Genomic DNA, 20,699 nt, shown 5'->3' with positions numbered 1-20,699 from the left:
GAAAATGAATAGAGAAGGAAAACTCTCCGGCAATTCCGAGCCCTTGAAGGGTGAGGAACTGGGACCGGATTTTTGGGCGAATGCCCGTTTGGTCGAGCCGAAAGAGCCCAGATCTGTTCACCTGAAACTTGATCCGGATGTTTTTGAATTCTTCAAAAGCCAGGGAAAGGGGCATCTCACCCGTATGCAGGAAGTCTTGAAGGCATATGTCAGGGCCCACAGTCATTCGTAGAATAGACGGAGGCGGTCCCAGCAACGAAAACGGCCCCGCCAATGACGGGGCCGTCTTATCAACCTCAAAAGCCGATTACTTGGCTTTTTCGTAGAGTTCTGCGACGTAGTCCCAGTTGATCAGATTATCGACGAACGCTTCCAGATATTTCGGGCGGGCGTTGCGATAATCGATGTAATAGGAGTGTTCCCAGACATCGACGCCGAGGATCGGCGTTGCGCCATGAACCAGCGGATTTTCGCCGTTCGGCGTCTTGGAGATTTCGAGCTTGCCGTTCTTGACGGAGAGCCAGGCCCAGCCGGAGCCGAACTGCGTGGTGCCGGCAGCGATGAAATCGGTGCGGAATTTGTCATAGCCGCCGAGATCGGATTCAACCGCCTTTTCGAGCGCGCCCGGAAGCTTCTTGCCGCCGCCGCCCTTTTTCAGCCAATGCCAGAAATGCAGATGGTTGTAATGCTGGCCGGCATTGTTGAAGAGGCCGGCATTCTTGCCGTAGGACTGCTTGACGATCTCTTCGAGCGAAAGGTTCTCAAGACCGGCTTCGGCAGCCAGTTTGTTGCCGTTGTCAACGTAAGCCTTGTGGTGCTTGTCGTGGTGATATTCGAGCGTTTCGCGCGACATATAGGGTGCGAGCGCATCGTAATCATACGGCAGTGCGGGCAATTCGAAAGCCATGGAAGTCTCCTCTTCGATTCAATTGTGACCGGATTGGCTACCCGGGAGGGCCCCGGAATGGGATGGTTGCCAATCCTGACAAAACCTGCGTTCGTTACATAGGTCCGTATTTCTTCAGGAGCAATGCGAAACGGATCAATATTTCGGTTCGATCCGTTTTGAGGGTTAAATTTTCGGCGTCGAGTGCGCAAACTCCCAATAAAGCTCCCGCGCTTTTTTGGCGATCGGGCCCGGCTGAAGATCACGGTCTTCAATACGGATAACGGGAACGACCTTCGAATGGTTCCCCGTCGAGAAAATCTCGTCGGCATTGAGGAAATCCTGCACGCTCAACGTCGTCTGCGTGGTGCGGAAACCGTAATCGGCGAGCACGTCGATCGTGCGCGAGCGCGTGATGCCGGAGAGGAACGTGCCATTTGGCGCAGGCGTGAAAATATGCCCGTCCTTGACCATGAAAATATTGGAGGTGCCCGTCTCGGCCACGTTGCCGAGCATATCGAGCACCAGCGCATTGTCGAAGCCGCGCGAGCGCGCCTCGAGGATTGCACGAGCATTGTTCGGGTAAAGACAGCCCGCCTTGGCATTGGTCGGCATGGTCTCGAATGTCGGACGCCGGAATGGCGAAACGCTGATCGAAAAGCCGCTCGGCTCGATCATCGGCGCCTCATAGAGGCAAAGACAAAACCGCGTCGAATCCGGATCGGCGGGAACGCCCATATAGCCGCCATGCTCGCCCCAGTACATTGGCCTGATATAGACCGCGGTCTTGCCGTCGAATTTCTTCAAGCCATCTTTCGCAAGGCCGATGATTTCCTCCGTGCTCATCGACGGGTTGAGGCCCATGGCGATTGCCGAGACGTTGACGCGGGCTGAGTGCTTGTCGAGATCGGGCGAAACGCCCTCGAACCAGCGCCCGCCGTCGAAAACCGAAGAGGCCAGCCACATCGCATGGCTGCGCGGACCGATCAGGGGCACATTGCCTTCGTACCAGTCGCCATCGACATAGGTCCATGTCACTGTTTGAGCTTGAGTATTGATCGCCATGATACCGATTCCGTCCTACAGGTCATTTTTTCCATCGAAGTGCACTTCGGCGGCGCGGTCAATGGCTGTGTTGGTTGATGTAAGGGTGATTCCGCTTTCCGTAAGCCCGCGCTATCCATAATCCACCCTCTCACAAAGTGTTTATCGGCAGTTGAACGGGCAATTCCCTTACGCGCGAGCTTTTTGTTGCGGCGCGGCAACACTCGCCGAGTCGCCTTGTTTGCGCCCTATTGTCAACGGTTAGCCGCCATAATCATTGTGCGTTTAGGGCGAGACAAGCTCCTTGCTCACCCATCCCGTCACCAACCTGGTTCAATGATGCAAAACACACTTTCCCGTCGCGGCTTTCTGGCTGCATTGACTGCAACCGCAGCAGCCGGTCTCGCAGGCTGCGCCCAGATCCGCGACGACAGGCCAGTCATCCAGGTCGATGACTACGGCAATCCCCTTGCGACGCCGCAAATGGATGTCGATCCGGCCTACGCCTCCTTTCAATCCATGTATTCGGCACGCGAGGACGACGGCTTCATGCTGCCGGCGATCCCGGTCGAAAAAATGGACAAGCGTTATCTTCGCCAGATCGTGCAGGACCCGACCGGCGAGCAGCCGGGTACGATCGTCGTCGATACGGGCGATAAATTCCTGTATCTGGTGCGCGAAGATGGACAGGCCATCCGCTATGGCGTCGGTATCGGCAAGGAAGGTTTTGCCTGGTCGGGCCGCGCCGTGGTCCAGTGGAAGCGCCACTGGCCAACCTGGACGCCGCCGGACGAAATGGTCGCCCGCCAGCCGGAACTGGTGCAGTACAGTGCCCGGAGTGGCGGCATGCAGCCGGGACTTAAAAACCCGCTCGGCGCCCGCGCGCTTTATCTCTTCAAGGACGGGGTCGATACGCTCTACCGCCTGCACGGCTCGCCGGAATGGTGGTCGATCGGCAAGGCGGTGTCATCCGGCTGCGTGCGTCTGATCAACCAGGACATCATCGACCTCTATGACCGCGTGCCGAACAAGACGCCGGTTCTGGTGACGTAAGTCACGTTTGATCCAGATATAAAAAGGCCGGTGGAGTGATTCACCGGTCTTTTTTGTTTGGGTAGTCAATTCGTGTCTTGAACTTTCGGCGAATTGACACCGCTTTACAACCGGACATATTCAAAACCGCTTTTACTCGGTTAGAACTCCTTGGGAGGGGAGTTTTGGGCCACAACCGCTTCGTGCGCCCCCATTTTCACAAACCCATATTTTATCGATTTTTGACTTCCCCGGGAGGAATTATGATTTTCAAGAAAACCCTTTTCATGGGGCTGCTCGGCTGCACCATACTCGCAGGCTGCAATGGCTCGGACAATGCGAACAACACGGGCGATGATACTTTCAGCACCTTTGCCGATCTGAACGCCCAAATCGACCAGCTCGATGCAGGATCGAAGGCCGATCAGGCGAGGGTCGTCGAGCCGGATAAGCTCTTGGAGGAAGAGCACACGGATTCGACTGAGGCCGCGGTCGATGCGGAAATAGAGGCATTGAAGGACCCGCGCGTCGACGTCGCCCTGACGCAGTTCGTCAATCTCTTTGTCGGAACCTCCATAACAGAAACGGGCGGCGGTCATTCCGGCAATGTCAATCCTGGGGCGCAGACACCCTTCGGCATGGTCAGTTTCGGCCCTGATACAGTTGGGAGCGGCCAAGGTTGGGGTTACGGCTCGGGCGGCTACTATTATACCGACAATTCGATCCAGTATTTCAGCATGACGCATCTGAATGGCCCCGGCTGTCGCGGTCAGGGTGCGGTTGTCCTGTTGCCAAAGGATTCAAGCGCCGGGATAAGCACCTCTGGTGTCGCCTATAGCAAGAGCGACCAATCGGCTGAACCCGGCTATTACAAGGTCAAGTTCGGCAACGGCATTGTCAGCGAGCTGACAGCAACGACCAGAACCGGCATGGCGCGCCTAACCTATGCCGACAAGGACAAGTCCTTCCTTGTCATCGATTCGACCCGCAACAATGGAGACAAGGGCGGCAGCAACGCCAGTCTCTCCAGCATTCAGCTCGGTGCCGACAATCAATCTGTGTCCGGCCAGTCTGTCGCCAATGCCTTTTGTAGCGGCCACTGGAAGCAGCCGGTTTATTTCCACGCGGTCTTCGACAAGAAACTGAAAACAGCCAGCTCTTCGGCGAAAAGCGGCGTCGCGACGCTGCAATTCGATCTGACGGATGCCGACAGGAGCGTGCAGCTCAAGATTGGTATTTCATCCGTCAGTGCCGCCAATGCCAAACTGAATTTGGAGGCGGAGAACAAGGACTGGTCTTTCGATGCGATCAAAACCCGATCATCTAAGGATTGGAACAGCCGCCTGAATACGATCCAGGTCGATCTTGCCAAACCCGGCGAGGTGGAAAAGCTGCCATCCGCGCAGCAGGATGCGGCGAAGACCAACCTGAAGAAATTCTACACGGCCTACTACCGTGTCTATAGCGGCCCGACGGTCTATATCGACGTCAATGGCGACTATCGCAGCATGAAACAGACTGATCTGGATCAGGCCGATATACCAACCCGCGCAACGGTCAATGTCTCGAACTACAAGTTCAAGCTGGATGGCAAGGATGCGGGCTACAAGACGCATTATTCCGGGCTTTCCATGTGGGATACATACCGATCACAAGCGCAACTCGTCGCCCTGATCGCTCCAGACGAGGCAAGTGAGATGATGCAATCCCTCGTGGCCGATGCCCAGCAATGCGGCGCGCTTCCGCACTGGGTGGACGGCAGCGAGGATACCACGCCGATGAATGGTGATCATGCGCCCAATGTCATCGCCGGTTCCTATGCATTCGGAGCGAGAAAGTTCGATCTCGAGAACGCACGCAAGTACATGCGGGAATCGGCTTTCGAGACCGACAACCCCTGCAATGACAAGCGGGGCGTTAGTGTGGCTGATATGACGGCCTACCTGACCCTGGGCTATATTGTGGAAGCCCATAAAGGATCCACGACGCTTGAAATGATAACGAGCGATCGTTCCATCGGTGCCTTCCTCTCTGCTTTGCCCGCCACCAAAGGCGCCGATCAAAGCGATATCGCCAGTCTCTACACGGGCGAAGAACTGGAACAATATATTTGACGATTCGTCGAAAGCACTGAGCGGAAGCTTCCACGAGTCGACAGAAGCGAACTACATCTGGTCGTTTGCACAGGACTGGAGCGCGCTGATCGACAAGCTCGGTGGAAAGCCAGCGGCGATCACGCGCCTGAACAAACTATTTTCCATACCTGCATCGACGCGGTTTACAGGTGCAGGCACCGAGCCTACGGGGCGGCAGCTCAACGGCGGCGAGGGATCCAGCAATAACTATATCGGCAACGAGATGGCCTTCCAGACGCCATGGGCCTACAATTGGGCAGGTAGCCCGAAATATGCGCAATACATTATCCCGATCATCATGAACAAGAACTTCTCACTCAATGCGGGAGGTCTGCCCGGCAACGACGATATGGGAGCGACATCCGGCTGGTATGTCTGGTCAGCACTCGGGCTTTATCCGGTTATTCCTTCCGTGGGCGGCATGGCCGTTTCGACGCCGCAATTCGCCGGGATCACCCTTTGGCTCGGCAATGGCAAGAAACTGCGCATCGAAACCGACAAACAGGCGATGCTCGACAATGTTCGCTATATCGAGGAAATGAAGCTGGGCGATGCGACCTATCAAGGCTCGTGGCTGCCGCTCGACAAGGTCGCCAATGGCGGCACGCTGAGCTACAAACTCTCGGCCACGCCGACGAAATGGGGCGAAAGCGGCGATCTTACCCCGCCATCGGGACCGGATGCCGACTACAGCAAGGCGACAGCCAAAGAGCTGACTGGCGTACAGAACATTCGGTAGTACCCAGACATGAAAACGGGCCGTCATTGGCGGCCCGTACACGCTGGCTGGCGAGATCGCCTACCGCTTCTTGCAACTGATCAGCACGGAAATCCCGTCGGTGTATTTGCTGCGCATCGTGTAGAGCCAGCCTTGGCATTCCTGCATCGATGTGAAACAGCGAAATGCCGAAACCGGCACATTGTCGCGGCCCATGGAGATAATCGGATTGTCAGTCGTGCCCGAATATTGGCCGAGGATGATCCCCGAGCCGCGCGGCGGCGTGTTGCAGCGCTGGCCGGCATATTCGCTGACATTCTTGCGAACCGCCGCCTGTACTTGCGCCATATCCGTGAGAGCGAGCACCGGCTGCGCCAGAAAACCCAACGCAAGCATCAGGGCGAATACGTTTCTCTTCATTTATAACCTCCGAGGCTATTCAAGAACCAACCAGCGTCCGAATCCCCGAGCGGGCGTTGCACATTTATAGCCCATTTCGACGCGCAAGTAACCGCGCGAACGCTGCACCACGGCGAAGTGAAAGGTGCGTGAAACGGCTAACGGCGTGTCGTCAGCACCTTCTGACACGTCGGCGACAAGTTACTCAAATTGTCTCTCAGGCATGCGATAGCACGCCCGCCGCCCAGGGCGACCGAGCCGCAAAACTTCCGGAAATCCGGCCCGCAGGACTGGCGCACGATGGCCATCTCCCCACGCGGCGTGAAAGCCGGGGCAGATTGCGTCGCCGTCGCAGCAGGGGCAGTTGCCGGTGCTGTCGCCGGGGACGTCGCAGTTGCTGCCGGCGCGGATTTTCCTCCTCCCAGGGCACCAATTGCCGTCTGGCAGGCCGCAGAGAGGGATGAACTATGCTGCTGCAGACAGGAAAGCGCGGCCTGACCGCCCGGCGATACACCGGAACATTGTGCCATGAAATCGGAACGGCAAGCCGACTTGATGGCGCTTTGCTGTGCCGCAGTAGGTTGCTGGGCGGCTGCCATACCGGCGAAAAGACCGGCCATGCACAGCGTGGTTATAAACAGGCCGCTCCTGCGATCTGTACGTTTCTTGTTGTTTTCGAGCATCGAACCTCTCCCTGAGTGTGGTCCCAGAGCAAGTTGACACGCACCTTGAACGAAGCAAGTACGTTACAGTTACGCCAGTCGGACGCGGCAAGCGCCGCGCGCGCGTCCTTTCAGCTCAAACGCCGGTTTTTCCGACCAGCTTCAGCGCATAGGCAAAGACATAGGCGACTTCTTCCAGCCGCGAGAAACGCCCCGAGGCGCCTGCGTGGCCCGCATCCATGTTGATGCGGTAGAGGACCGGATTGTCGTCCGTCTTGATGTCCCGCAGCTTTGCCACCCATTTCGCCGGTTCCCAGTAGGTCACGCGCGGGTCGGTGAGGCCAGCGACGGCAAGGATCGCCGGGTAGTCCTGCGCCACGATGTTGTCGTAAGGCGAATAGGAGGCCATGTAGGCGTAGTCCGTGGCCGAAGTGATGGGATTGCCCCATTCGGTCCATTCCGGCGGGGTGAGCGGCAGCGTGTCATCGAGCATGGTGTTGATGACATCGACGAAGGGCACTTCGGCAATGATGCCGCCAAAATTGCCGGGCGCCATGTTGGCGACAGCGCCCATCAGCAGGCCACCGGCGGAACCGCCTTGCGCAACGATCCGGTCGTGGCTGGTGAACCCTTGAGCGACGAGGTGCTCCGAGGCCGCGATGAAATCGGTGAAAGTGTTCTTCTTCTTCAGGCGCTTGCCGTTTTCGTACCAGTCGTAGCCCTTGTCCTTGCCGCCCCGGATATGGGCGATGGCATAGATGAAGCCGCGATCGGCCAATGACAGGCAATTGGTATTGAAGCTCGCCGGAATGGTGATGCCATAGGAGCCGTAGCCATAGAGCAGGCATGGCGCCGAGCCGTCGATCTTCGTGTCACGATGATAGACGATTGAAATGGGTACGATCTCGCCGTCCGGCGCCGGTGCGAGCAGGCGGCGCGTGATGTAATCGTCCGGATTGTGGCCGGAGGGAACTTCTTGCGTTTTCAGGAGGGTACGCTCGCGCGTGCGCATATTGTAATCGTAGAGCTGCGTCGGCGTGGTCATGGACGAATAGGAGAAGCGGATGATTTCCGTGTCATATTCGGCGCTGCCCTGCAGACCGAGCGCATAAGCCTCCTCGTCAAACGAGATCGAATGCTGTTCGCCGGAATGCCGGTCGCGAATGATGATGCGAGGCAGGCCGTTCTCACGCTCGAGCCAGACGAGATGGTTGCTGTAGGCCGAATGACCGAGGAGCAGGCGCCCGGCCTTGTGAGCGACGACTTCGGTCCAGTTGGCCATTTCCGGCGCATCGACCGGCGCGCTCATGATCTTGAAATCCTTGGCGCCATCTGCATTGGTGAGGATGTAGAAGACGTCGCCGCCTTCGGTCAGGCTATATTCGACGCCGGTCTGCCGCTCCGCAACGAGCTTGGGCTCGGCGCTCGCGTCATTGGCGGGGATAAGCCAGATTTCCGACGTCTCGTGGTCGTGGATATCGATGAAGACAAAATCATTAAGCGTGCTGCCGCCGACGCCGAGGAAGAAGCCCGGATCTTTCTCTTCGTGGATCAGGCGGTCCTCGCTCTCGGGCTGGCCGAGCTGGTGGTAGAACAGGCGCGACGGCCGATGATTGGCATCGACACGCGTGTAATAAAAGCCATTCGACTGGGCATTCCACACGCCGCCGCCGGAGGTATCGCTGACGGTCTCCGTGGTATCCTGCAGCGTTGCGAGGTCACGCACTTTCAGCGTGAAGAATTCCGAACCCTTGTCGTCGAAGCCCCAGATCATCTTGCTGTGATCGGGCGAATGATCGGCGGACGCCAGGCGGAAATAGGGTTTGCCTTCGCCTTCGAGGTCACCGTCGAGCAGCATGGTCTCGGCGCCGCCATCGCGCGGCGTGCGGAAAAAGCGTGGCTGCTGGCCACCGGTCTTGTAGGACGTGCCGTAAGCGTAGGGCCCGTCCTTGGACGGAACGGACGAATCATCTTCCTTGATCCGGCCCTTCATCTCATCGAAAAGCCTCGTCTGAAGATCCTTGGTGTCGGCCATCAGCGATGACTGATAGGCGTTTTCCTCTTCGAGATGCGAACGAATCACCGGATCGAGCGTGGAGGGGTCGCGGAAAACGTCCTGCCAGTTATCAGCGCGCATCCAGGCGTAATCGTCTGTGCGGGTGATGCCGTGGCGGGTATCGGATACGGGTCGCTTCTCGGATTGTGGTACTGGGATGCTCAAAAAACGGGGCATATTGGTCATGGAAAAACTTTCAATGATTTGCCGGCGGACAGAAAAATCCGCCGAAAGCGGCGATCAAGAAGAGGTGTAAAGCAAGTTATCGGCTGGTCAATCCTGATCAAAGACTAACGCATTGCCATTCATGCAATAGCGCAAGCCGGTTGGGGGAGGGCCGTCCGGGAAAACATGGCCGAGATGTGCATCACAATCCGCACATTTTATTTCGGTCCGCAACATGCCATAGGAACGGTCCACGATCGCATTGACCGCATCAGGCTCGACCGGAGCGGTAAAGCTCGGCCAGCCGGTGCCGGATTCATATTTGGTTTCAGAGCGATAGAGCGGACGATCGCAGCAAACGCATTTATATAATCCGTTGCGTTTACTATCGAAGTTCGGGCTGGAAAAAGCGCGTTCCGTCCCATGGTTTCGGGTGATTTGATATTGCTCCGGCGTGAGCTGTTCACGCCACTCAGCGTCTGTTTTAACGACCTTGAATGTTTTTGTGTTCATCGTTGGTTCCTTTTTACCCAGATGTAGGCATGAACACTACACACCGCAATATCTGTTATTATAGAATGCTTAAGTATCGCGATTCATTCCTCATTTTTGCCATTTTTTGTCTTAGTGGTATGGCGCAAATCCTTTTGCATGCGCATTTTTGTTATTGCGTGCGCAATCAGGTTCCGGCTTTCTTGGGTCTATCTCTACTGCTAAGGGTTAATCTCTGCCTTGGGGATTATTTGAAATATTTCTTTTGTAGGCGAAGTATTGATTTGACAAATTCATCAAAATCCGGAATAGTTTGTTGTCAATGGCGTAGGAGACTTCGCCTGTTATCGACTTTATATTGGTGATTTTAATCTACCTATCCAGATTTCAAATTAGACGAAGGAATTGGACTTAGATGACCACGTTCGACAATTCAAACACAACTGGCAGCGACGTACTGCTGGAACTCACGGCAGAATTGGTTGCTGCCTATGTGAGCAATAACTCAGTGCCGGCCGGCGACCTGCCCGGCCTTATCTCTGATGTTCATGCGGCTCTTGGCCGGGTTGGCGGTGGTACGGAATCCGTGACCGCCATCCAGGAAAAACCCAAGCCAGCTATCAACCCGAAGAAGTCTGTCGCGGATGACTTTATTGTCTGCCTCGAAGACGGCAAAAAGTTCAAGTCATTGAAGCGCCATCTGATGACGCATTACAACCTGACCCCTGAACAATATCGTGAGAAGTGGGATCTCGATCCTTCCTATCCGATGGTCGCTCCGAATTATGCAGCAGCCCGTTCGCGCCTGGCAAAGAATATGGGCCTGGGCCGCAAGCGCAAGAAGGCCGCTTAAAGACCTTTGCCAATTCACTGATGGGCATCTGATGCGATTTTCTGCGCGTCCGGCGCTCACGAACCCTGCGTTGCAAGCGCAAGAGGCCGCGTAAACAGGTCTATGATACAGTGACAGAGCGGCGCCGAGAGGCGCCGTTTTGCATTTGTGGGCGGTGTTTGATCTCCGACCCGTGAGACACAGCAGTTACACTACAGGCAGCGTATTACCCTTGACGGCGTCTTCCAGCATCGATGACTTCAACGTATCGAGTGCCTGCTTCAAGCCAATGTGGCGATTGAGATCATAGCTCCAGTGGCCATTGACGCCCTTGAGCCGCTCACGCTCGATCAGGCGCTTCAGCCGCCTGCACATGTGAGACTTGCTTTCATCGTCCTGCGCAATCAATCCATCCAGATCGGCGTTGCAGAGAATTTGCAGGGCGAGGCGCTGCCGTGCCTCGCTGGCATGCTTGTCCTTGGCCGCGAGAAACGCGCTACGCTGTTTGTTCCAATCGATTGCCTGCATGCGTCCATTCCTTGTTGAGGGATAGATGCAGTATGGCGAACCGTTGGCGATGTAGGATAAAACTCCTATAAATACCTGTGCTGAAAGAAAAACATGTGAAATTATAACGGTTTAGGCGGTTCGAATAAGAAAACTTATCCACGTTCTTGATCGAGAATTTATAAGAAGATATTCCTATCACTGAAGTGGAGTGAGAATGTCTTCGAGTTTCCCCCGTTTGATCCGTTCCGGCGCCGAAGCGCAGACGATGATCGACATGCTCCGGCCAAGACGTTGCAGGTTCAGGGCACCAGCCCTTGTCATCGTCGATAACGAAGCGCCGGTGGATGAGCGCCTGTTTCAGGTTTGCGATGGCGTCATCGATATCCTCTCCGCCTTTTTCAATGTCAGCGGGCGCGATCTGCGATCTCATTCGCGCTGTGAGCGTTCGGTGGCGCGGGTGCGACAGGTCGGTATGTATGTGGCGCATGTCACACTGGCGCTCACAATGAGCGAGGTCGGACGTGCCTTCGGCCGCGACCGCAGCACGGTTAATCATGCTTGCCATCTGATCGAGGACATGCGCGAGGAACTGGAATTCGACCGGATCATCCAGACGATAGAAAACATCATCAGGGTCGCTTTCGTGCAAAACGGGAGGCTGCGCGCATGAGCAGCCCGGTTGACAAGGAGATAGCGCGGCTGTTGCGTTTCATTGCCAAGGGTGCGGCTGCAATCGTCGAGGCGCAAAACCCCGAGAAGCTGATGCTGGAAAGCGGCGCGCATGGCACGATTTCCACCGAGCGGAACGTAGTGAAGTTTGTGCTGAGCCAGGATCTTGCAACGCTCAACAAGGGCAGGCTCTCGATCGGCGATGCGGGACGCGCCTGGCTGCGTCGGCTCGAATGCTCAGACGACCCGTACGCCGGGCAGCACCGCCGCGAAACAATGATTGTCATTGCCGACGAGAGCGGGTCAATGCGAGTGCGCAGTAACGACGGGGAGTCGCCGCTGGCGATGCTGCGCAAGCGCAAGGATGGAACGGGGCAGCCGCTGATCGGCGACGAAGCGTTCAAGGCGGGCGAGCGGCTGCGATCCGATTTTACAATAGGCAACCTCATGCCGTCGATCGGCGTCAACTGGGATGTCACCGGGTCCGGTTCCCGCGCCAATGGTGTGCTAGAGATCACCGACGCAGCGCTGGCCGCGCGCCAGCGGGTCGAGCGGGCGTTGGACGCTGTCGGACCGGAACTGTCCGGCGTGCTGATCGATGTCTGCTGCTTTTTGAAAGGGCTGGAGATGGTCGAACGTGAACGGCAATGGCCAGTGCGTTCGGCAAAACTGATCCTGAAGACCGCGCTGGCGGTGCTGGACCGGCATTATCACCCAGCCTCGCCTACACGAAGAAACTCACGGATTATTCACTGGGGCAGCGAGGATTATCGGCCGGAGATTCGAAATTAATGCTGCGTGACCGCGGCGGGGACCAGGGCGTTCTGCGCTTCATTGCGGATGCGGCCGATCATGGCGCGCAGGCCGTTGGAACGCTGCGGCGTCAGGTGTTCGTCGAGACCGAGTTTCTTCAATATGGCTTCGGGGTTGATTGCCATGATCTCGGAAGCCTTTTTGCCGGAATACAGCACCATCATGATCGCGACGAGGCCGCGCACGATATGCGCATCGGAATCGCCGACAAAGTCGATCACCGGATCGCCGCCGCCGCTGAGTGTGCTTTTCAGCCAGACCTGGCTGACGCAACCCCTGACCTTGTGCACAGCATCCCGCGCCGATTCTGGATAGGGCTTCAGGTCGCGCCCGAGGTCGATGACATAGCGATAGCGATCTTCCCAATCATCGAGAAAGTCGAAATCTGCAATAATGTCGCTAATTGTCTGTGCCATGCATCACTTCCCTTTCATGGCATATATAGTGATCCGCGCGTCAAACGTCACCGTTTTAATCAAAAAAGCGGATTACTTCTTTGCGACTGTCCCGGTCTGGGTCTTGTCATCGACCTCGTTCGCCTGTTCGCGCTGACGGACGGCGGCTTCCAGGATTTCGCGCAAAGCCATTTCGCGCAGCTTTGCCTTGATCGCGTCCACCTGATTGGCTTCCGCGGCGCCGCTGTGGGCTGCAACCACAGTCGCATCCGTGCTTTGCCCACCGGGCTTTTTCGTATTTTGGCCAAACCGAGTATCGAGATACTCATAGCCGACCTTGGCAACTTCGTTGGCGCGAACACCGGCGCTGGAAAGCGCGGCCTTGCCGGTCTCGCAGGCCTGCGGCTTGCGTGTGCAGAAGTCGCTGAGATCGCTGATCGTCTCTTGTGCAGCAAGGAAGGCTTCGATTGGGCCGGGCTGGGCGATACCCTGCGGCTGATCTTTCGAGTCCATTGGAATGAACAGGGAGATCAACATCATCCAGAAGCAGAACTTGATCGCAAACCTGATCAGAAAGAACATTTCAGCAGTCCTCTATAATGTCGCCATTCAGCCCTTCGTGATGAGACATTGACACAGATCCGGCAAAAACCCGTTGAAACGCATTTCTGCATTTGAGTGATCATAGAAACGAAGGATTAACATTCGTTGAGGGCAAAAACCGGCGCTTTGCGATTCGGACCGCAAAGCTGCTCAAAGCCGAAACCCTTCATTTACCATGACCGCCACAATCGCTTGAAACCGGGTTCGCATGGCGTCGGGGGCCCCGGCTTTATCCTTTCCTTAAAGCCTCATCTGCAAAAGTTAACGCTGACAGGAATGTTGCAAAGAACATTCGGGAAATGACCGCGATGCATCTGGCTCCGGCCGGATTTTGCGGAAAGCAGGAAAAAGTTGGTGCCGATCCACTCCGTCACACAATCCAGAATTGCGGCAGGCTATAGAAGCCTGTGCAAGCGCTGGGTCAGTCCGTCCGCTGCAGGTGCCGCCGCCGCTGAGCGGGACGCGCGCATGGCCGGTGCTTTTCTCGGCATGCCGCTGATGCTGGCTATCGCGATGATTACCAGTCACGCGATTGCTGGCGAGATCGCCGGCGTCGTCAGTCTCGTTGCCGGCATCCTCGCTCTGCCGATGATCTTCTGCGGTGCGCTCTCGGTATCGAAGCACAGCGCATTGGTTGGCGTGAACGCGCTTGGTGCTTATGGCCTGTCCATTGCTTCGATCAGCGTCACCGCTTCGTCAGCGAATTTGCTGCTGTGGATCATGGCCGCCGCCGTTCCACTCGAGGCGTGGTTTGTCTGCCGTACGGAAAAATCCATTCGCGTGCCGGCTGGCATTGCTGCTGCGGTGCTGGCTACGCTGCTTGTCGTGGCGCTGCGGACGGATGGCAGTGTGAAGCTGGCGCCCCTCACGCTTCTAGCCTCGTTCGGGTATCTCGCAACTTTGATCCTAAGGACTGCCCAAGCGCTATCTGCGCGCACGATTGCCGCCCGCCGCGATGATCGTGTTGCCGATCTCGAAAGCGCAATCGAAGGCGTCGTGTTCAGTCTTGGAATGGACGGGCTCATTCTCTCACTGTCGCCCAAGGCGCAGGACCAGTTCGGCATTGCCCGTAACCTCCTGATCGGCACGCCGCTGCTCGACCGGGTCCATGTATCGGATCGTGTGCAGTTTCTCAGCTTCCTGTCGGATATGAAGAGCGGCGCCTCCAGCGCGATGGTCGACCTCAAGCTGCGCTGCGTTGCGCCGGGCGCGACATCGAAACACGCCCATAGCGTGCGCTTCGCCACCTATCGCTTGCGTGCCGTACCGCACAGCCAGGGCGAGGGATTTGTCGTCGTCGCAACCGATATTTCGCAGGCTGTCGCCGACCGCAATGCGCTGGTAATTGCGCGCCGCGAAGTCGAAACAGCGGAAATCGCCAAGGGGCGCTTCCTTGCTTCGGTCAGCCACGAACTGCGCACACCGCTCAACTCCATCATCGGTTTTTCCGACGTGCTGCTGCAGGAGATTTGCGGCAAGCTGCCGGACGGACGCCAGCGCGAATACGTGGAACTTGTAAACCGGTCGGGCAATCATCTCCTTTCCGTCGTCAACGCCATTCTCGATGTGTCGAAGATTGAAGCGGGCACCTATCCGATCTTCACGGAGAGCTTCGCCTTCAAGAATGCCGTGACCATGGTGCATGGCATGATGGCGCATCAGGCCTCGCAGAAAGGCGTGACCCTGTGCGATCGCGTCAGCCCGCGTATCGGCAATGTCGTTGCCGACAGCCGCGCCATCAATCAGGTGCTGATCAACCTCGTTTCGAACGCGATCAAGTTTACCGAAAGCGGCGGCATCGTCACCATCGATGCGCTGATCGAAGATAACATGCTGGCATTCTCCGTCAGCGATACGGGTATCGGCATTGCCGAAGCTGATCTGAAGACATTGGGCCAGCCTTTCCGGCAGGTGCAGAACGATTACACGCGAACACATGAGGGCACCGGCCTTGGCCTTGCCACAGTCAAGGGCCTGGTCGGACTGCATGACGGGGACCTGAAGATCAAGAGTATTCCCGGGCAGGGCACGATCGTAGAGGTGCGCATTCCGCTGGACGGTCCCGTGGTCGAACATTTTTCGGATGAGCAAGCGAACATCGTTGAATTCAAGATTGAAAGCGATATCGAGGGAGGTTCCCATGCGGAAGCCCGTAAGTCGGCCTAGCAACAGCAAGCGGCGCGCTCCCAGGAGAGGCAGGTTCGCCTCGGCTGTTTTTGCAACAGGCGGGTTGATCGCCAGCAACCCCGGCATTGCCGGAGGCACGACCGCCTTTCTGGTGACGCTCGGTTTCATCTCCGCCAATGCGCTCTGGTATCAGCCGCATGTGCATGAGGGCGTGTTTTTCCCGACGCGGCCGGAACTCGTGTTCAAGCCGATCAAGCATGACAATGTTTCCCTGCAGGGCAGCACCCCACAGGCTCAACCCGCCGACGCGCCCATTCGCAAGGTAAAGTCTGTTCCCGTTCCGCGGAGTCCTGATCCGATTGCTGCTGCTATCAACGGTGATCCGGTTTTGGCACCGGGTGGCGATCCGGAAGTGGCGAAGCTGCAGCAGAAATTGCTGGCGCTCGGCTTTTACAGCGGCACTGTCGACGGAATTTCGGGCAAGGGCACCCGCGCCGCAATCGATGCCTACCGTAAGGCAACGGCTGCCATGGGTATCGAGCCCGAGCAGACCGTTGACAATGCCAGCGAAACCACGGCCAGCATCGCCGTGCCGGAGAAGAAGCCGGAACATACCGAGGAAAAGGCAACTATACAGAAGATTTCAACCAGTCCGGCACAAGACAGCGCAGCCGTTGCCAGCGCTGGCGGATTGTCGCCGGCGGAAATCGTGCGAGTCCAGGCGGGCCTTCGTGCGTTCGGCAATGACATGGTAGAGATCGACGGCAAGGTCGGCGCGTCTACCAAAAATGCCGTGAGCGAATTCCAGAAGCTGTTCCGCCTGCCGGTGACGGGCGAGCCGGATGAAAAGCTTCTCGCCAAGATGCAGGAAATCGGCCTGATCAATTGAGGTGTGCTGCGTACGGCACCGCCCCTTACCCTCCCCCTTGGGGGGAGGGACGGACCGCAGGTCCGGGGAGGGGTTTCTTGTTGGCAATATAGCTGTGTGCAACCAAAAGCGCGCTGCAAAAGACCCCTCCCTGCTGCTACGCAGCTTCCCTCCCCACAAGGGGGAGGGTAAAGAGCGGCATGGACCTGACATAAATCTGGAATGTACCATGCGCCTGACATCTGAATTCTGGGTTTCCGCATTGATGCGCCGCATCAACGGCACCGGCGCGTTTGCAGCGCTGAGCAACAAGGGTGCGGCGGAGGCGGGCGCCATCTTCATCAAATTCCGCAATGCGGACGGCAGTTATGATCTGTTCGGGCCGGCGCCGCAAATGTTCTATGACGAGAGGAAGCCGGATGAGCGGCTGTTCACACCGTTGAAAGCCGGCGTTGCCGAAACAGAAATCAACGATGATCTGGAAAAGCAGAAGCGCTGGGATCGCGATTTGTGGATTGTCGAGATTGAAGATTATCGCGGAGACCGATCCGAACTGTTCCCGGTTGCGAACGATTAGGAAACCTTGCGCGCGCCGTTCTCGAAATCCGCGGCCATCTCGCGCAGTTTCTGCCGTAGTTTTTGCGAGTTTTCCTGTGTCTTCCAGCGCTCGACGGTCGTCTGCGCTTTTTCCTGATCGATCTGGCGATAAGACTGCACGAAGAGCCGCAGCGAATGCAGATCCTTGTGCACGAGGCCGAACAGTCCGGTGAGGACCAGATGCGCGGCCTCGGCCGAAAGCCCGAGAGACGCCAGCGCGATCGTCAATTCCGCGTTCAGGCCATGGCCGGTGATGCGCCTGGCACTGTCCGGGTCAAGCTTGAGCGCTTTGGCTAATTCAGCTTCAAAAAATGTGGTCTGATCGAGAAGAGCCGCATCGACCAGATGCTCGGCTAACGCCTGATCGCTGGAGAAGCCGGCATCGCTTTCCCGCATCAGCGCCTTCAGCGCTTCGCGGGTTTCACGCAGACGCGGTGATTCCGGGGTGGGCATGGTATCAGGCATCTGGTCGTCCCCGCTCTCGCCAGTATTCGATTGAAGCTCCAAGGCACGTTCAATGGCAGGATCATTGAATTCATGCAGCACGCGCAGAAGCTCGGGATCGGTGATCTGCCGCCGCGCGATGGCCCGCGCGTGGCCGATACCTTTATGCGTGATGATATCGGTCAGGTCGGAAGGCTTCAAAACCGGCGAGCGCAAAAGCAGCGGCGCGGAAATATCCACCTCGTCCTCCGCAAGCGCGAGAACGAGCCGTTTCGGCGCATGGGAGAATTCCGACAAGGCGGCAGCCGCATGGCGGCGCACGCGCTGCGAGGCGAGAGCGAGAAGGGGAACCGCGAGATCCTCGAGTTGCTGCGCATCGCTCTTTGCCGGTCTTGCGACACAGCAGAAGGCGGTAATCGACGCGGTCAGGAGATCGTCAGCCTTGCTGCCGCTACTGCGGTCTTCAAGCGCCCGAAACTCAGGATACTTCACGAACACACTCCACTCGACGCAGTACGAGGTTAAACAATGGCTAAAATTAGCTGCGAAGCGTTAGCAACCCGTTAACCATCGGCATGTCTAATGAAATTATGGCGCAAATCGTGCGCGCGTAGCATCTGAGTATCAAGGAGATCAACGAACCAATACGGATGGGCGATATGGGGTTTGTCATCACATTTCCAGGCAGCGCAATAAAACGCCGCCCCATTGCAGAAACCAAACGGCAGACGACAGCCGAAATCATGATCTTTCCCGGCGTGCGCTACGAGCGCTACACACCGGAAGCGCCCAAGCGCGCCAAATCAAAACCACCACGCAGATTTTTCGATACGATGCCGCAGCCGGGTTGAAGCGCTGCCCGTTATTCTTGCAGTTTCATATCCTGATTATAAAATCCGCTTTTCTCCAAGTCCGTGCTTGACACAAGCCCGATGGGCCTATCCTATTGCGTATTATTACGCGCGATAATTTTATTCTTTCAAAATTTAATTCAGAGAGATTTTCCAATGTCATCAATTGCCGACACGGTCGAGAGTATCGACACCATTTCCCCCTCAGCTCATCCGAAGCGTCTGGCCCTTGCCAGTATGATCGGCACGACGCTGGAGTATTACGATTTCACCATCTACAACACCATGGCGGCACTGGTTTTCAGCCAGTTGTTCTTTCCGAGCGTCGATCCGATGGTCGGTACGATGCTGGCCTTTTCCACCTATGCGATCGGCTATCTGTCGCGCCCCTTGGGCGGCCTGTTCTTCGGCCGTCTCGGCGACAAGATCGGCCGCCGTGCAGTCCTCGTGATTACGCTGATCATCATGGGATTGACGACCTCCATCATCGGCTTGCTGCCAACCTATGGCTCAGTCGGAATACTCGCGCCGGTGCTGCTGATAACGTTGCGCTTCGTCCAGGGTGTTGCTCTCGGCGGCGAATGGGCGGGCGCAGTTTTGCTAGCGGTCGAACATGGACGGCAGGACAAACGCGGGCTCAATGCCTCGTGGACGCAGATGGGGCCGGCATTGGGCACCCTTCTCGGGACCGGTCTTATCTATGGCTTTACCTCGCTGATGGACAACGAAACGTTTCTTGCATGGGGCTGGCGTATTCCATTCCTTCTCAGCCTCGTGCTGGTCACTTTTGGCCTATGGGTGCGCAGCGGCGTCGAGGAATCGCCGATGTTCAAGCATCTGGAAGAGGCGCACGCCAAGGCCAAGGCACCGATCAAGGAGGTTGTTACCGAGCATTGGCGCCGGCTCTTGCTGGCGGGCGGTTCGCGCATCGGCGGTGATGTGCTCTACGGGTTGATCGTTGTCTTCACCCTGACCTACGTGACCACCGTCCTGCAACTGCCAAAGTCCACGGCCTTGATGGCTCTTTTGATAGGTACGGGGTTCAATGCGCTGGCCGTTCCGCTCTTCGCGATCTTGTCCGATCGTTGGGGACGGCGACCGGTGCTCGCGCTTGGTGTCGTGAGCGCAATCATCTGGGCTTTCTTCATGTTCGTGTTGCTCGACACGACGCAGACCTTGGCGATCGTGCTGGCTTCGGTCGGAGGACTGATTGTGCACGCCTGTCTCTACGGACCACAGGCGTCGTTCATTATCGAGCAATTCCCGACCCGCGTCCGCTTCACCGGAGCGTCCCTTGCCTATACTTTTGCCGGGATCGTCGGCGGCGGCTTCGCTCCCTTGATCATGGCAGCGTTGTTCAAGAGCTATTCCAGTTCGTACGCCATCTCGATCTACGTGGCGGGCGCGGCTTGCGTAACGGGATTGGTGCTGCTGCTCGCGCGCGAAACGGCGCATAAGCCGCTGGAAGAGTAGCAAGTCCAATGGCTGTGGCGGAACAACTTATCTACCGCCGCAGCCACGCAGCTTAGTCCGCTTGCAAGATTGAACCATTCGCATCAATGCGAAGCTGGTGATATTTTACAGTCCACCTTGCAATCCACTGCACGATTACAGCTGCGATGGAAGCTTCCAGAAACACTGTATTCAAGCTTTGATAAGGAAGCGCAAATACGAGCCATAAACAAAAGACAGCAAATGAAAACCGACCGACGATCATCCCCCTGAACAGCGCAATAACGAAGTCTGGCCCGTGTGCCCTGTGGGACGCGACTGCCATGACTACTGCCAGTAAAGGAAACACCGCAAGCAACCCGCTCCACTGAGGGCCAACAATCGACGAGGCTGACGTCGCCAAAACGGTTAGTGCGGCGCCGGCGATCATTCGTAGTGTCAAATCGATTTTGGTCAATGGGCTTCCGATCGCAATCTTCGTACCACGTGGAAGCAGAGCCTGATTGGAGACGACGGCTACGATGGCCGCACCGACCGCCCATACAACTGAAACCGGCATGAAGGAGAGAACATAGGCAGCAGTGAGCCACAGAACCAACCCAACAGCCGTTGACGCCTCCCAAGAGGTTCTGCGGCACGCCCATGCGTAGCCGAAATTAAAAGACTCTGATGCCAGAATGGCGAAAAGAGAAAGCGTCGCGGCTTTTACACCAAATTCGTTCCCATATTCCAGTATAAGGAGATAGAGGATCGGGCCAGCGACAACAGGTAGCCCGGCCAGCCATCCAGCAATTGCTGGTCCCCACCATTTGCCCGAAAGGGAAATGGCCAGCAAGAACGCCGGCACAAGAGTCAACTTTAGTGCCAGCATGGCAGTCCTTGTCTATTGCACGGTGCTCGTATTCGAAGTCCGTCTGGAACGCAATCCGACTAAAGTCTTAACGGTGCC

The 20,699-nt window shown here is 57.0% G+C and carries 23 protein-coding genes; 12 read left to right on the top strand and 11 right to left on the bottom strand.

The window, feature by feature from the left end; translation table 11 throughout:
* Positions 1-4 precede the first annotated feature (4 nt).
* Entirely contained in the window at positions 5-232 is a 228-nt protein-coding gene (locus ACSQ3H_RS19875) for a BrnA antitoxin family protein (RefSeq protein WP_436118634.1), read from the top strand.
* A gap of 75 nt (positions 233-307) precedes the next feature.
* Here ACSQ3H_RS19875 and ACSQ3H_RS19870 read toward each other — a convergent pair whose 3' ends face one another.
* Positions 308-907 carry a superoxide dismutase gene (locus ACSQ3H_RS19870; protein ID WP_436118633.1) on the bottom strand — a complete coding sequence of 200 codons (600 nt, stop codon included), beginning with the start codon at positions 905-907 and terminating at the stop codon, positions 308-310.
* Positions 908-1,072: 165 nt separating this feature from the next.
* On the bottom strand, positions 1,073-1,951 hold the full coding sequence (locus tag ACSQ3H_RS19865) for a branched-chain amino acid aminotransferase (RefSeq protein ID WP_436118632.1): 879 nt from the start codon (positions 1,949-1,951) through the stop codon (positions 1,073-1,075).
* 318 nt (positions 1,952-2,269) lie between these two features.
* Between ACSQ3H_RS19865 and ACSQ3H_RS19860 the strand changes: the two genes are divergently transcribed.
* The 3 genes from ACSQ3H_RS19860 (at position 2,270) to ACSQ3H_RS19850 (ending at position 5,836) form a co-directional block, all read left to right on the top strand.
* Entirely contained in the window at positions 2,270-2,983 is a 714-nt protein-coding gene (locus ACSQ3H_RS19860; RefSeq protein WP_436119505.1) for a L,D-transpeptidase, read from the top strand.
* Positions 2,984-3,225: 242 nt separating this feature from the next.
* The gene (locus tag ACSQ3H_RS19855) at positions 3,226-5,076 is read left to right on the top strand and encodes a glycoside hydrolase domain-containing protein (protein WP_436118631.1); all 1,851 of its coding nucleotides are present in this window, start codon (positions 3,226-3,228) and stop codon (positions 5,074-5,076) included.
* Positions 4,982-5,836, top strand: coding sequence for a glycoside hydrolase domain-containing protein (locus tag ACSQ3H_RS19850; RefSeq protein ID WP_436118630.1), 855 nt, complete (start codon positions 4,982-4,984; stop codon positions 5,834-5,836). The genes ACSQ3H_RS19855 and ACSQ3H_RS19850 overlap by 95 nt, the downstream gene beginning before the upstream one ends.
* A gap of 60 nt (positions 5,837-5,896) precedes the next feature.
* Here the strand turns inward: ACSQ3H_RS19850 and ACSQ3H_RS19845 are convergent, their stop codons facing one another.
* The 4 genes from ACSQ3H_RS19845 to msrB form a co-directional block, all read right to left on the bottom strand.
* Positions 5,897-6,235, bottom strand: coding sequence for a metallophosphoesterase (locus ACSQ3H_RS19845; RefSeq protein WP_436118629.1), 339 nt, complete (start codon positions 6,233-6,235; stop codon positions 5,897-5,899).
* 137 nt (positions 6,236-6,372) lie between these two features.
* Complete coding sequence (locus ACSQ3H_RS19840; protein WP_436118628.1) at positions 6,373-6,897, bottom strand: cysteine rich repeat-containing protein; 525 nt, start codon at positions 6,895-6,897, stop codon at positions 6,373-6,375.
* A 115-nt stretch (positions 6,898-7,012) separates the two neighbouring features.
* Complete coding sequence (locus ACSQ3H_RS19835) at positions 7,013-9,109, bottom strand: S9 family peptidase (RefSeq protein WP_436119504.1); 2,097 nt, start codon at positions 9,107-9,109, stop codon at positions 7,013-7,015.
* A gap of 96 nt (positions 9,110-9,205) precedes the next feature.
* Positions 9,206-9,610, bottom strand: a complete 405-nt coding sequence (msrB, locus tag ACSQ3H_RS19830; RefSeq protein WP_436118627.1) for a peptide-methionine (R)-S-oxide reductase MsrB — start codon at positions 9,608-9,610, stop codon at positions 9,206-9,208.
* 394 nt (positions 9,611-10,004) lie between these two features.
* Here msrB and ACSQ3H_RS19825 point away from each other — a divergent pair, with 394 nt between their 5' ends.
* Complete coding sequence (locus tag ACSQ3H_RS19825; RefSeq protein WP_436118626.1) at positions 10,005-10,442, top strand: MucR family transcriptional regulator; 438 nt, start codon at positions 10,005-10,007, stop codon at positions 10,440-10,442.
* 186 nt (positions 10,443-10,628) lie between these two features.
* On the opposite strand, the gene ACSQ3H_RS19820 is transcribed toward ACSQ3H_RS19825, so the two are convergent.
* Positions 10,629-10,949: a cytoplasmic protein gene (locus ACSQ3H_RS19820; protein ID WP_436118625.1), complete on the bottom strand. Its 321-nt coding sequence runs from the start codon at positions 10,947-10,949 to the stop codon at positions 10,629-10,631.
* Positions 10,950-11,145: 196 nt separating this feature from the next.
* Here ACSQ3H_RS19820 and ACSQ3H_RS19815 point away from each other — a divergent pair, with 196 nt between their 5' ends.
* Together ACSQ3H_RS19815 and ACSQ3H_RS19810 are read left to right on the top strand one after the other, a co-directional pair.
* Entirely contained in the window at positions 11,146-11,601 is a 456-nt protein-coding gene (locus tag ACSQ3H_RS19815) for a helix-turn-helix domain-containing protein (protein ID WP_436118624.1), read from the top strand.
* Positions 11,598-12,392 carry a DUF6456 domain-containing protein gene (locus ACSQ3H_RS19810; protein ID WP_436118623.1) on the top strand — a complete coding sequence of 265 codons (795 nt, stop codon included), beginning with the start codon at positions 11,598-11,600 and terminating at the stop codon, positions 12,390-12,392. The genes ACSQ3H_RS19815 and ACSQ3H_RS19810 overlap by 4 nt, the downstream gene beginning before the upstream one ends.
* On the opposite strand, the gene ACSQ3H_RS19805 is transcribed toward ACSQ3H_RS19810, so the two are convergent.
* Together ACSQ3H_RS19805 and ACSQ3H_RS19800 are read right to left on the bottom strand one after the other, a co-directional pair.
* Positions 12,389-12,829, bottom strand: a complete 441-nt coding sequence (locus ACSQ3H_RS19805) for a SufE family protein (protein WP_436118622.1) — start codon at positions 12,827-12,829, stop codon at positions 12,389-12,391. The two genes, ACSQ3H_RS19810 and ACSQ3H_RS19805, sit on opposite strands and share 4 nt — an antisense overlap.
* A 72-nt stretch (positions 12,830-12,901) precedes the next feature.
* Positions 12,902-13,390 carry a DUF5330 domain-containing protein gene (locus ACSQ3H_RS19800; protein WP_436118621.1) on the bottom strand — a complete coding sequence of 163 codons (489 nt, stop codon included), beginning with the start codon at positions 13,388-13,390 and terminating at the stop codon, positions 12,902-12,904.
* A gap of 375 nt (positions 13,391-13,765) precedes the next feature.
* Between ACSQ3H_RS19800 and ACSQ3H_RS19795 the strand changes: the two genes are divergently transcribed.
* From ACSQ3H_RS19795 to ACSQ3H_RS19785, 3 genes are all read left to right on the top strand, one after another.
* Complete coding sequence (locus tag ACSQ3H_RS19795; protein ID WP_436118620.1) at positions 13,766-15,577, top strand: sensor histidine kinase; 1,812 nt, start codon at positions 13,766-13,768, stop codon at positions 15,575-15,577.
* A complete protein-coding gene (locus ACSQ3H_RS19790; protein ID WP_436118619.1) occupies positions 15,552-16,427 on the top strand; it encodes a peptidoglycan-binding domain-containing protein in 876 nt (291 codons plus the stop codon). Before ACSQ3H_RS19795 ends, ACSQ3H_RS19790 begins: the two co-directional genes overlap by 26 nt.
* 208 nt (positions 16,428-16,635) lie before the next feature.
* Entirely contained in the window at positions 16,636-16,983 is a 348-nt protein-coding gene (locus tag ACSQ3H_RS19785; protein WP_436118618.1) for a DUF1491 family protein, read from the top strand.
* Here ACSQ3H_RS19785 and ACSQ3H_RS19780 read toward each other — a convergent pair.
* On the bottom strand, positions 16,980-17,939 hold the full coding sequence (locus ACSQ3H_RS19780) for a DUF2336 domain-containing protein (RefSeq protein WP_436118617.1): 960 nt from the start codon (positions 17,937-17,939) through the stop codon (positions 16,980-16,982). The two genes, ACSQ3H_RS19785 and ACSQ3H_RS19780, sit on opposite strands and share 4 nt — an antisense overlap.
* Before the next feature lie 167 nt (positions 17,940-18,106).
* Here ACSQ3H_RS19780 and ACSQ3H_RS19775 point away from each other — a divergent pair, with 167 nt between their 5' ends.
* Both ACSQ3H_RS19775 and ACSQ3H_RS19770 read left to right on the top strand, forming a co-directional pair.
* The gene (locus tag ACSQ3H_RS19775) at positions 18,107-18,298 is read left to right on the top strand and encodes a hypothetical protein (RefSeq protein WP_436118616.1); all 192 of its coding nucleotides are present in this window, start codon (positions 18,107-18,109) and stop codon (positions 18,296-18,298) included.
* Between the two features lie 156 nt (positions 18,299-18,454).
* Complete coding sequence (locus ACSQ3H_RS19770) at positions 18,455-19,771, top strand: MFS transporter (protein WP_436118615.1); 1,317 nt, start codon at positions 18,455-18,457, stop codon at positions 19,769-19,771.
* 52 nt (positions 19,772-19,823) lie between these two features.
* On the opposite strand, the gene ACSQ3H_RS19765 is transcribed toward ACSQ3H_RS19770, so the two are convergent.
* Complete coding sequence (locus ACSQ3H_RS19765; protein WP_436118614.1) at positions 19,824-20,621, bottom strand: hypothetical protein; 798 nt, start codon at positions 20,619-20,621, stop codon at positions 19,824-19,826.
* Positions 20,622-20,699 lie beyond the last annotated feature (78 nt).

Source organism: Phyllobacterium sp. LjRoot231 (genome assembly GCF_964253365.1).
Classification (GTDB): Bacteria; Pseudomonadota; Alphaproteobacteria; order Rhizobiales; family Rhizobiaceae; genus Phyllobacterium.
Note: the sequence above shows the minus strand (reverse complement) of the source record. Positions and strands in the feature narration are given on the sequence as shown.

Excerpts from the sequence above, each read along its gene's own strand:
- ACSQ3H_RS19840 (WP_436118628.1), bottom strand. The coding sequence starts at position 6,897 with ATGCTCGAAAACAACAAGAAACGTACAGATCGCAGGAGCGGCCTGTTT.
- ACSQ3H_RS19770 (WP_436118615.1), top strand. The coding sequence starts at position 18,455 with ATGTCATCAATTGCCGACACGGTCGAGAGTATCGACACCATTTCCCCC.
- ACSQ3H_RS19815 (WP_436118624.1), top strand. The coding sequence starts at position 11,146 with ATGTCTTCGAGTTTCCCCCGTTTGATCCGTTCCGGCGCCGAAGCGCAG.
- ACSQ3H_RS19825 (WP_436118626.1), top strand. The coding sequence starts at position 10,005 with ATGACCACGTTCGACAATTCAAACACAACTGGCAGCGACGTACTGCTG.
- ACSQ3H_RS19800 (WP_436118621.1), bottom strand. The coding sequence starts at position 13,390 with ATGTTCTTTCTGATCAGGTTTGCGATCAAGTTCTGCTTCTGGATGATG.
- ACSQ3H_RS19785 (WP_436118618.1), top strand. The coding sequence starts at position 16,636 with ATGCGCCTGACATCTGAATTCTGGGTTTCCGCATTGATGCGCCGCATC.
- ACSQ3H_RS19810 (WP_436118623.1), top strand. The coding sequence starts at position 11,598 with ATGAGCAGCCCGGTTGACAAGGAGATAGCGCGGCTGTTGCGTTTCATT.
- ACSQ3H_RS19835 (WP_436119504.1), bottom strand. The coding sequence starts at position 9,109 with ATGCCCCGTTTTTTGAGCATCCCAGTACCACAATCCGAGAAGCGACCC.
- ACSQ3H_RS19820 (WP_436118625.1), bottom strand. The coding sequence starts at position 10,949 with ATGCAGGCAATCGATTGGAACAAACAGCGTAGCGCGTTTCTCGCGGCC.
- ACSQ3H_RS19860 (WP_436119505.1), top strand. The coding sequence starts at position 2,270 with ATGCAAAACACACTTTCCCGTCGCGGCTTTCTGGCTGCATTGACTGCA.
- ACSQ3H_RS19855 (WP_436118631.1), top strand. The coding sequence starts at position 3,226 with ATGATTTTCAAGAAAACCCTTTTCATGGGGCTGCTCGGCTGCACCATA.
- msrB (WP_436118627.1), bottom strand. The coding sequence starts at position 9,610 with ATGAACACAAAAACATTCAAGGTCGTTAAAACAGACGCTGAGTGGCGT.
- ACSQ3H_RS19845 (WP_436118629.1), bottom strand. The coding sequence starts at position 6,235 with ATGAAGAGAAACGTATTCGCCCTGATGCTTGCGTTGGGTTTTCTGGCG.
- ACSQ3H_RS19790 (WP_436118619.1), top strand. The coding sequence starts at position 15,552 with ATGCGGAAGCCCGTAAGTCGGCCTAGCAACAGCAAGCGGCGCGCTCCC.
- ACSQ3H_RS19865 (WP_436118632.1), bottom strand. The coding sequence starts at position 1,951 with ATGGCGATCAATACTCAAGCTCAAACAGTGACATGGACCTATGTCGAT.
- ACSQ3H_RS19870 (WP_436118633.1), bottom strand. The coding sequence starts at position 907 with ATGGCTTTCGAATTGCCCGCACTGCCGTATGATTACGATGCGCTCGCA.
- ACSQ3H_RS19805 (WP_436118622.1), bottom strand. The coding sequence starts at position 12,829 with ATGGCACAGACAATTAGCGACATTATTGCAGATTTCGACTTTCTCGAT.
- ACSQ3H_RS19765 (WP_436118614.1), bottom strand. The coding sequence starts at position 20,621 with ATGCTGGCACTAAAGTTGACTCTTGTGCCGGCGTTCTTGCTGGCCATT.
- ACSQ3H_RS19875 (WP_436118634.1), top strand. The coding sequence starts at position 5 with ATGAATAGAGAAGGAAAACTCTCCGGCAATTCCGAGCCCTTGAAGGGT.
- ACSQ3H_RS19775 (WP_436118616.1), top strand. The coding sequence starts at position 18,107 with ATGGGGTTTGTCATCACATTTCCAGGCAGCGCAATAAAACGCCGCCCC.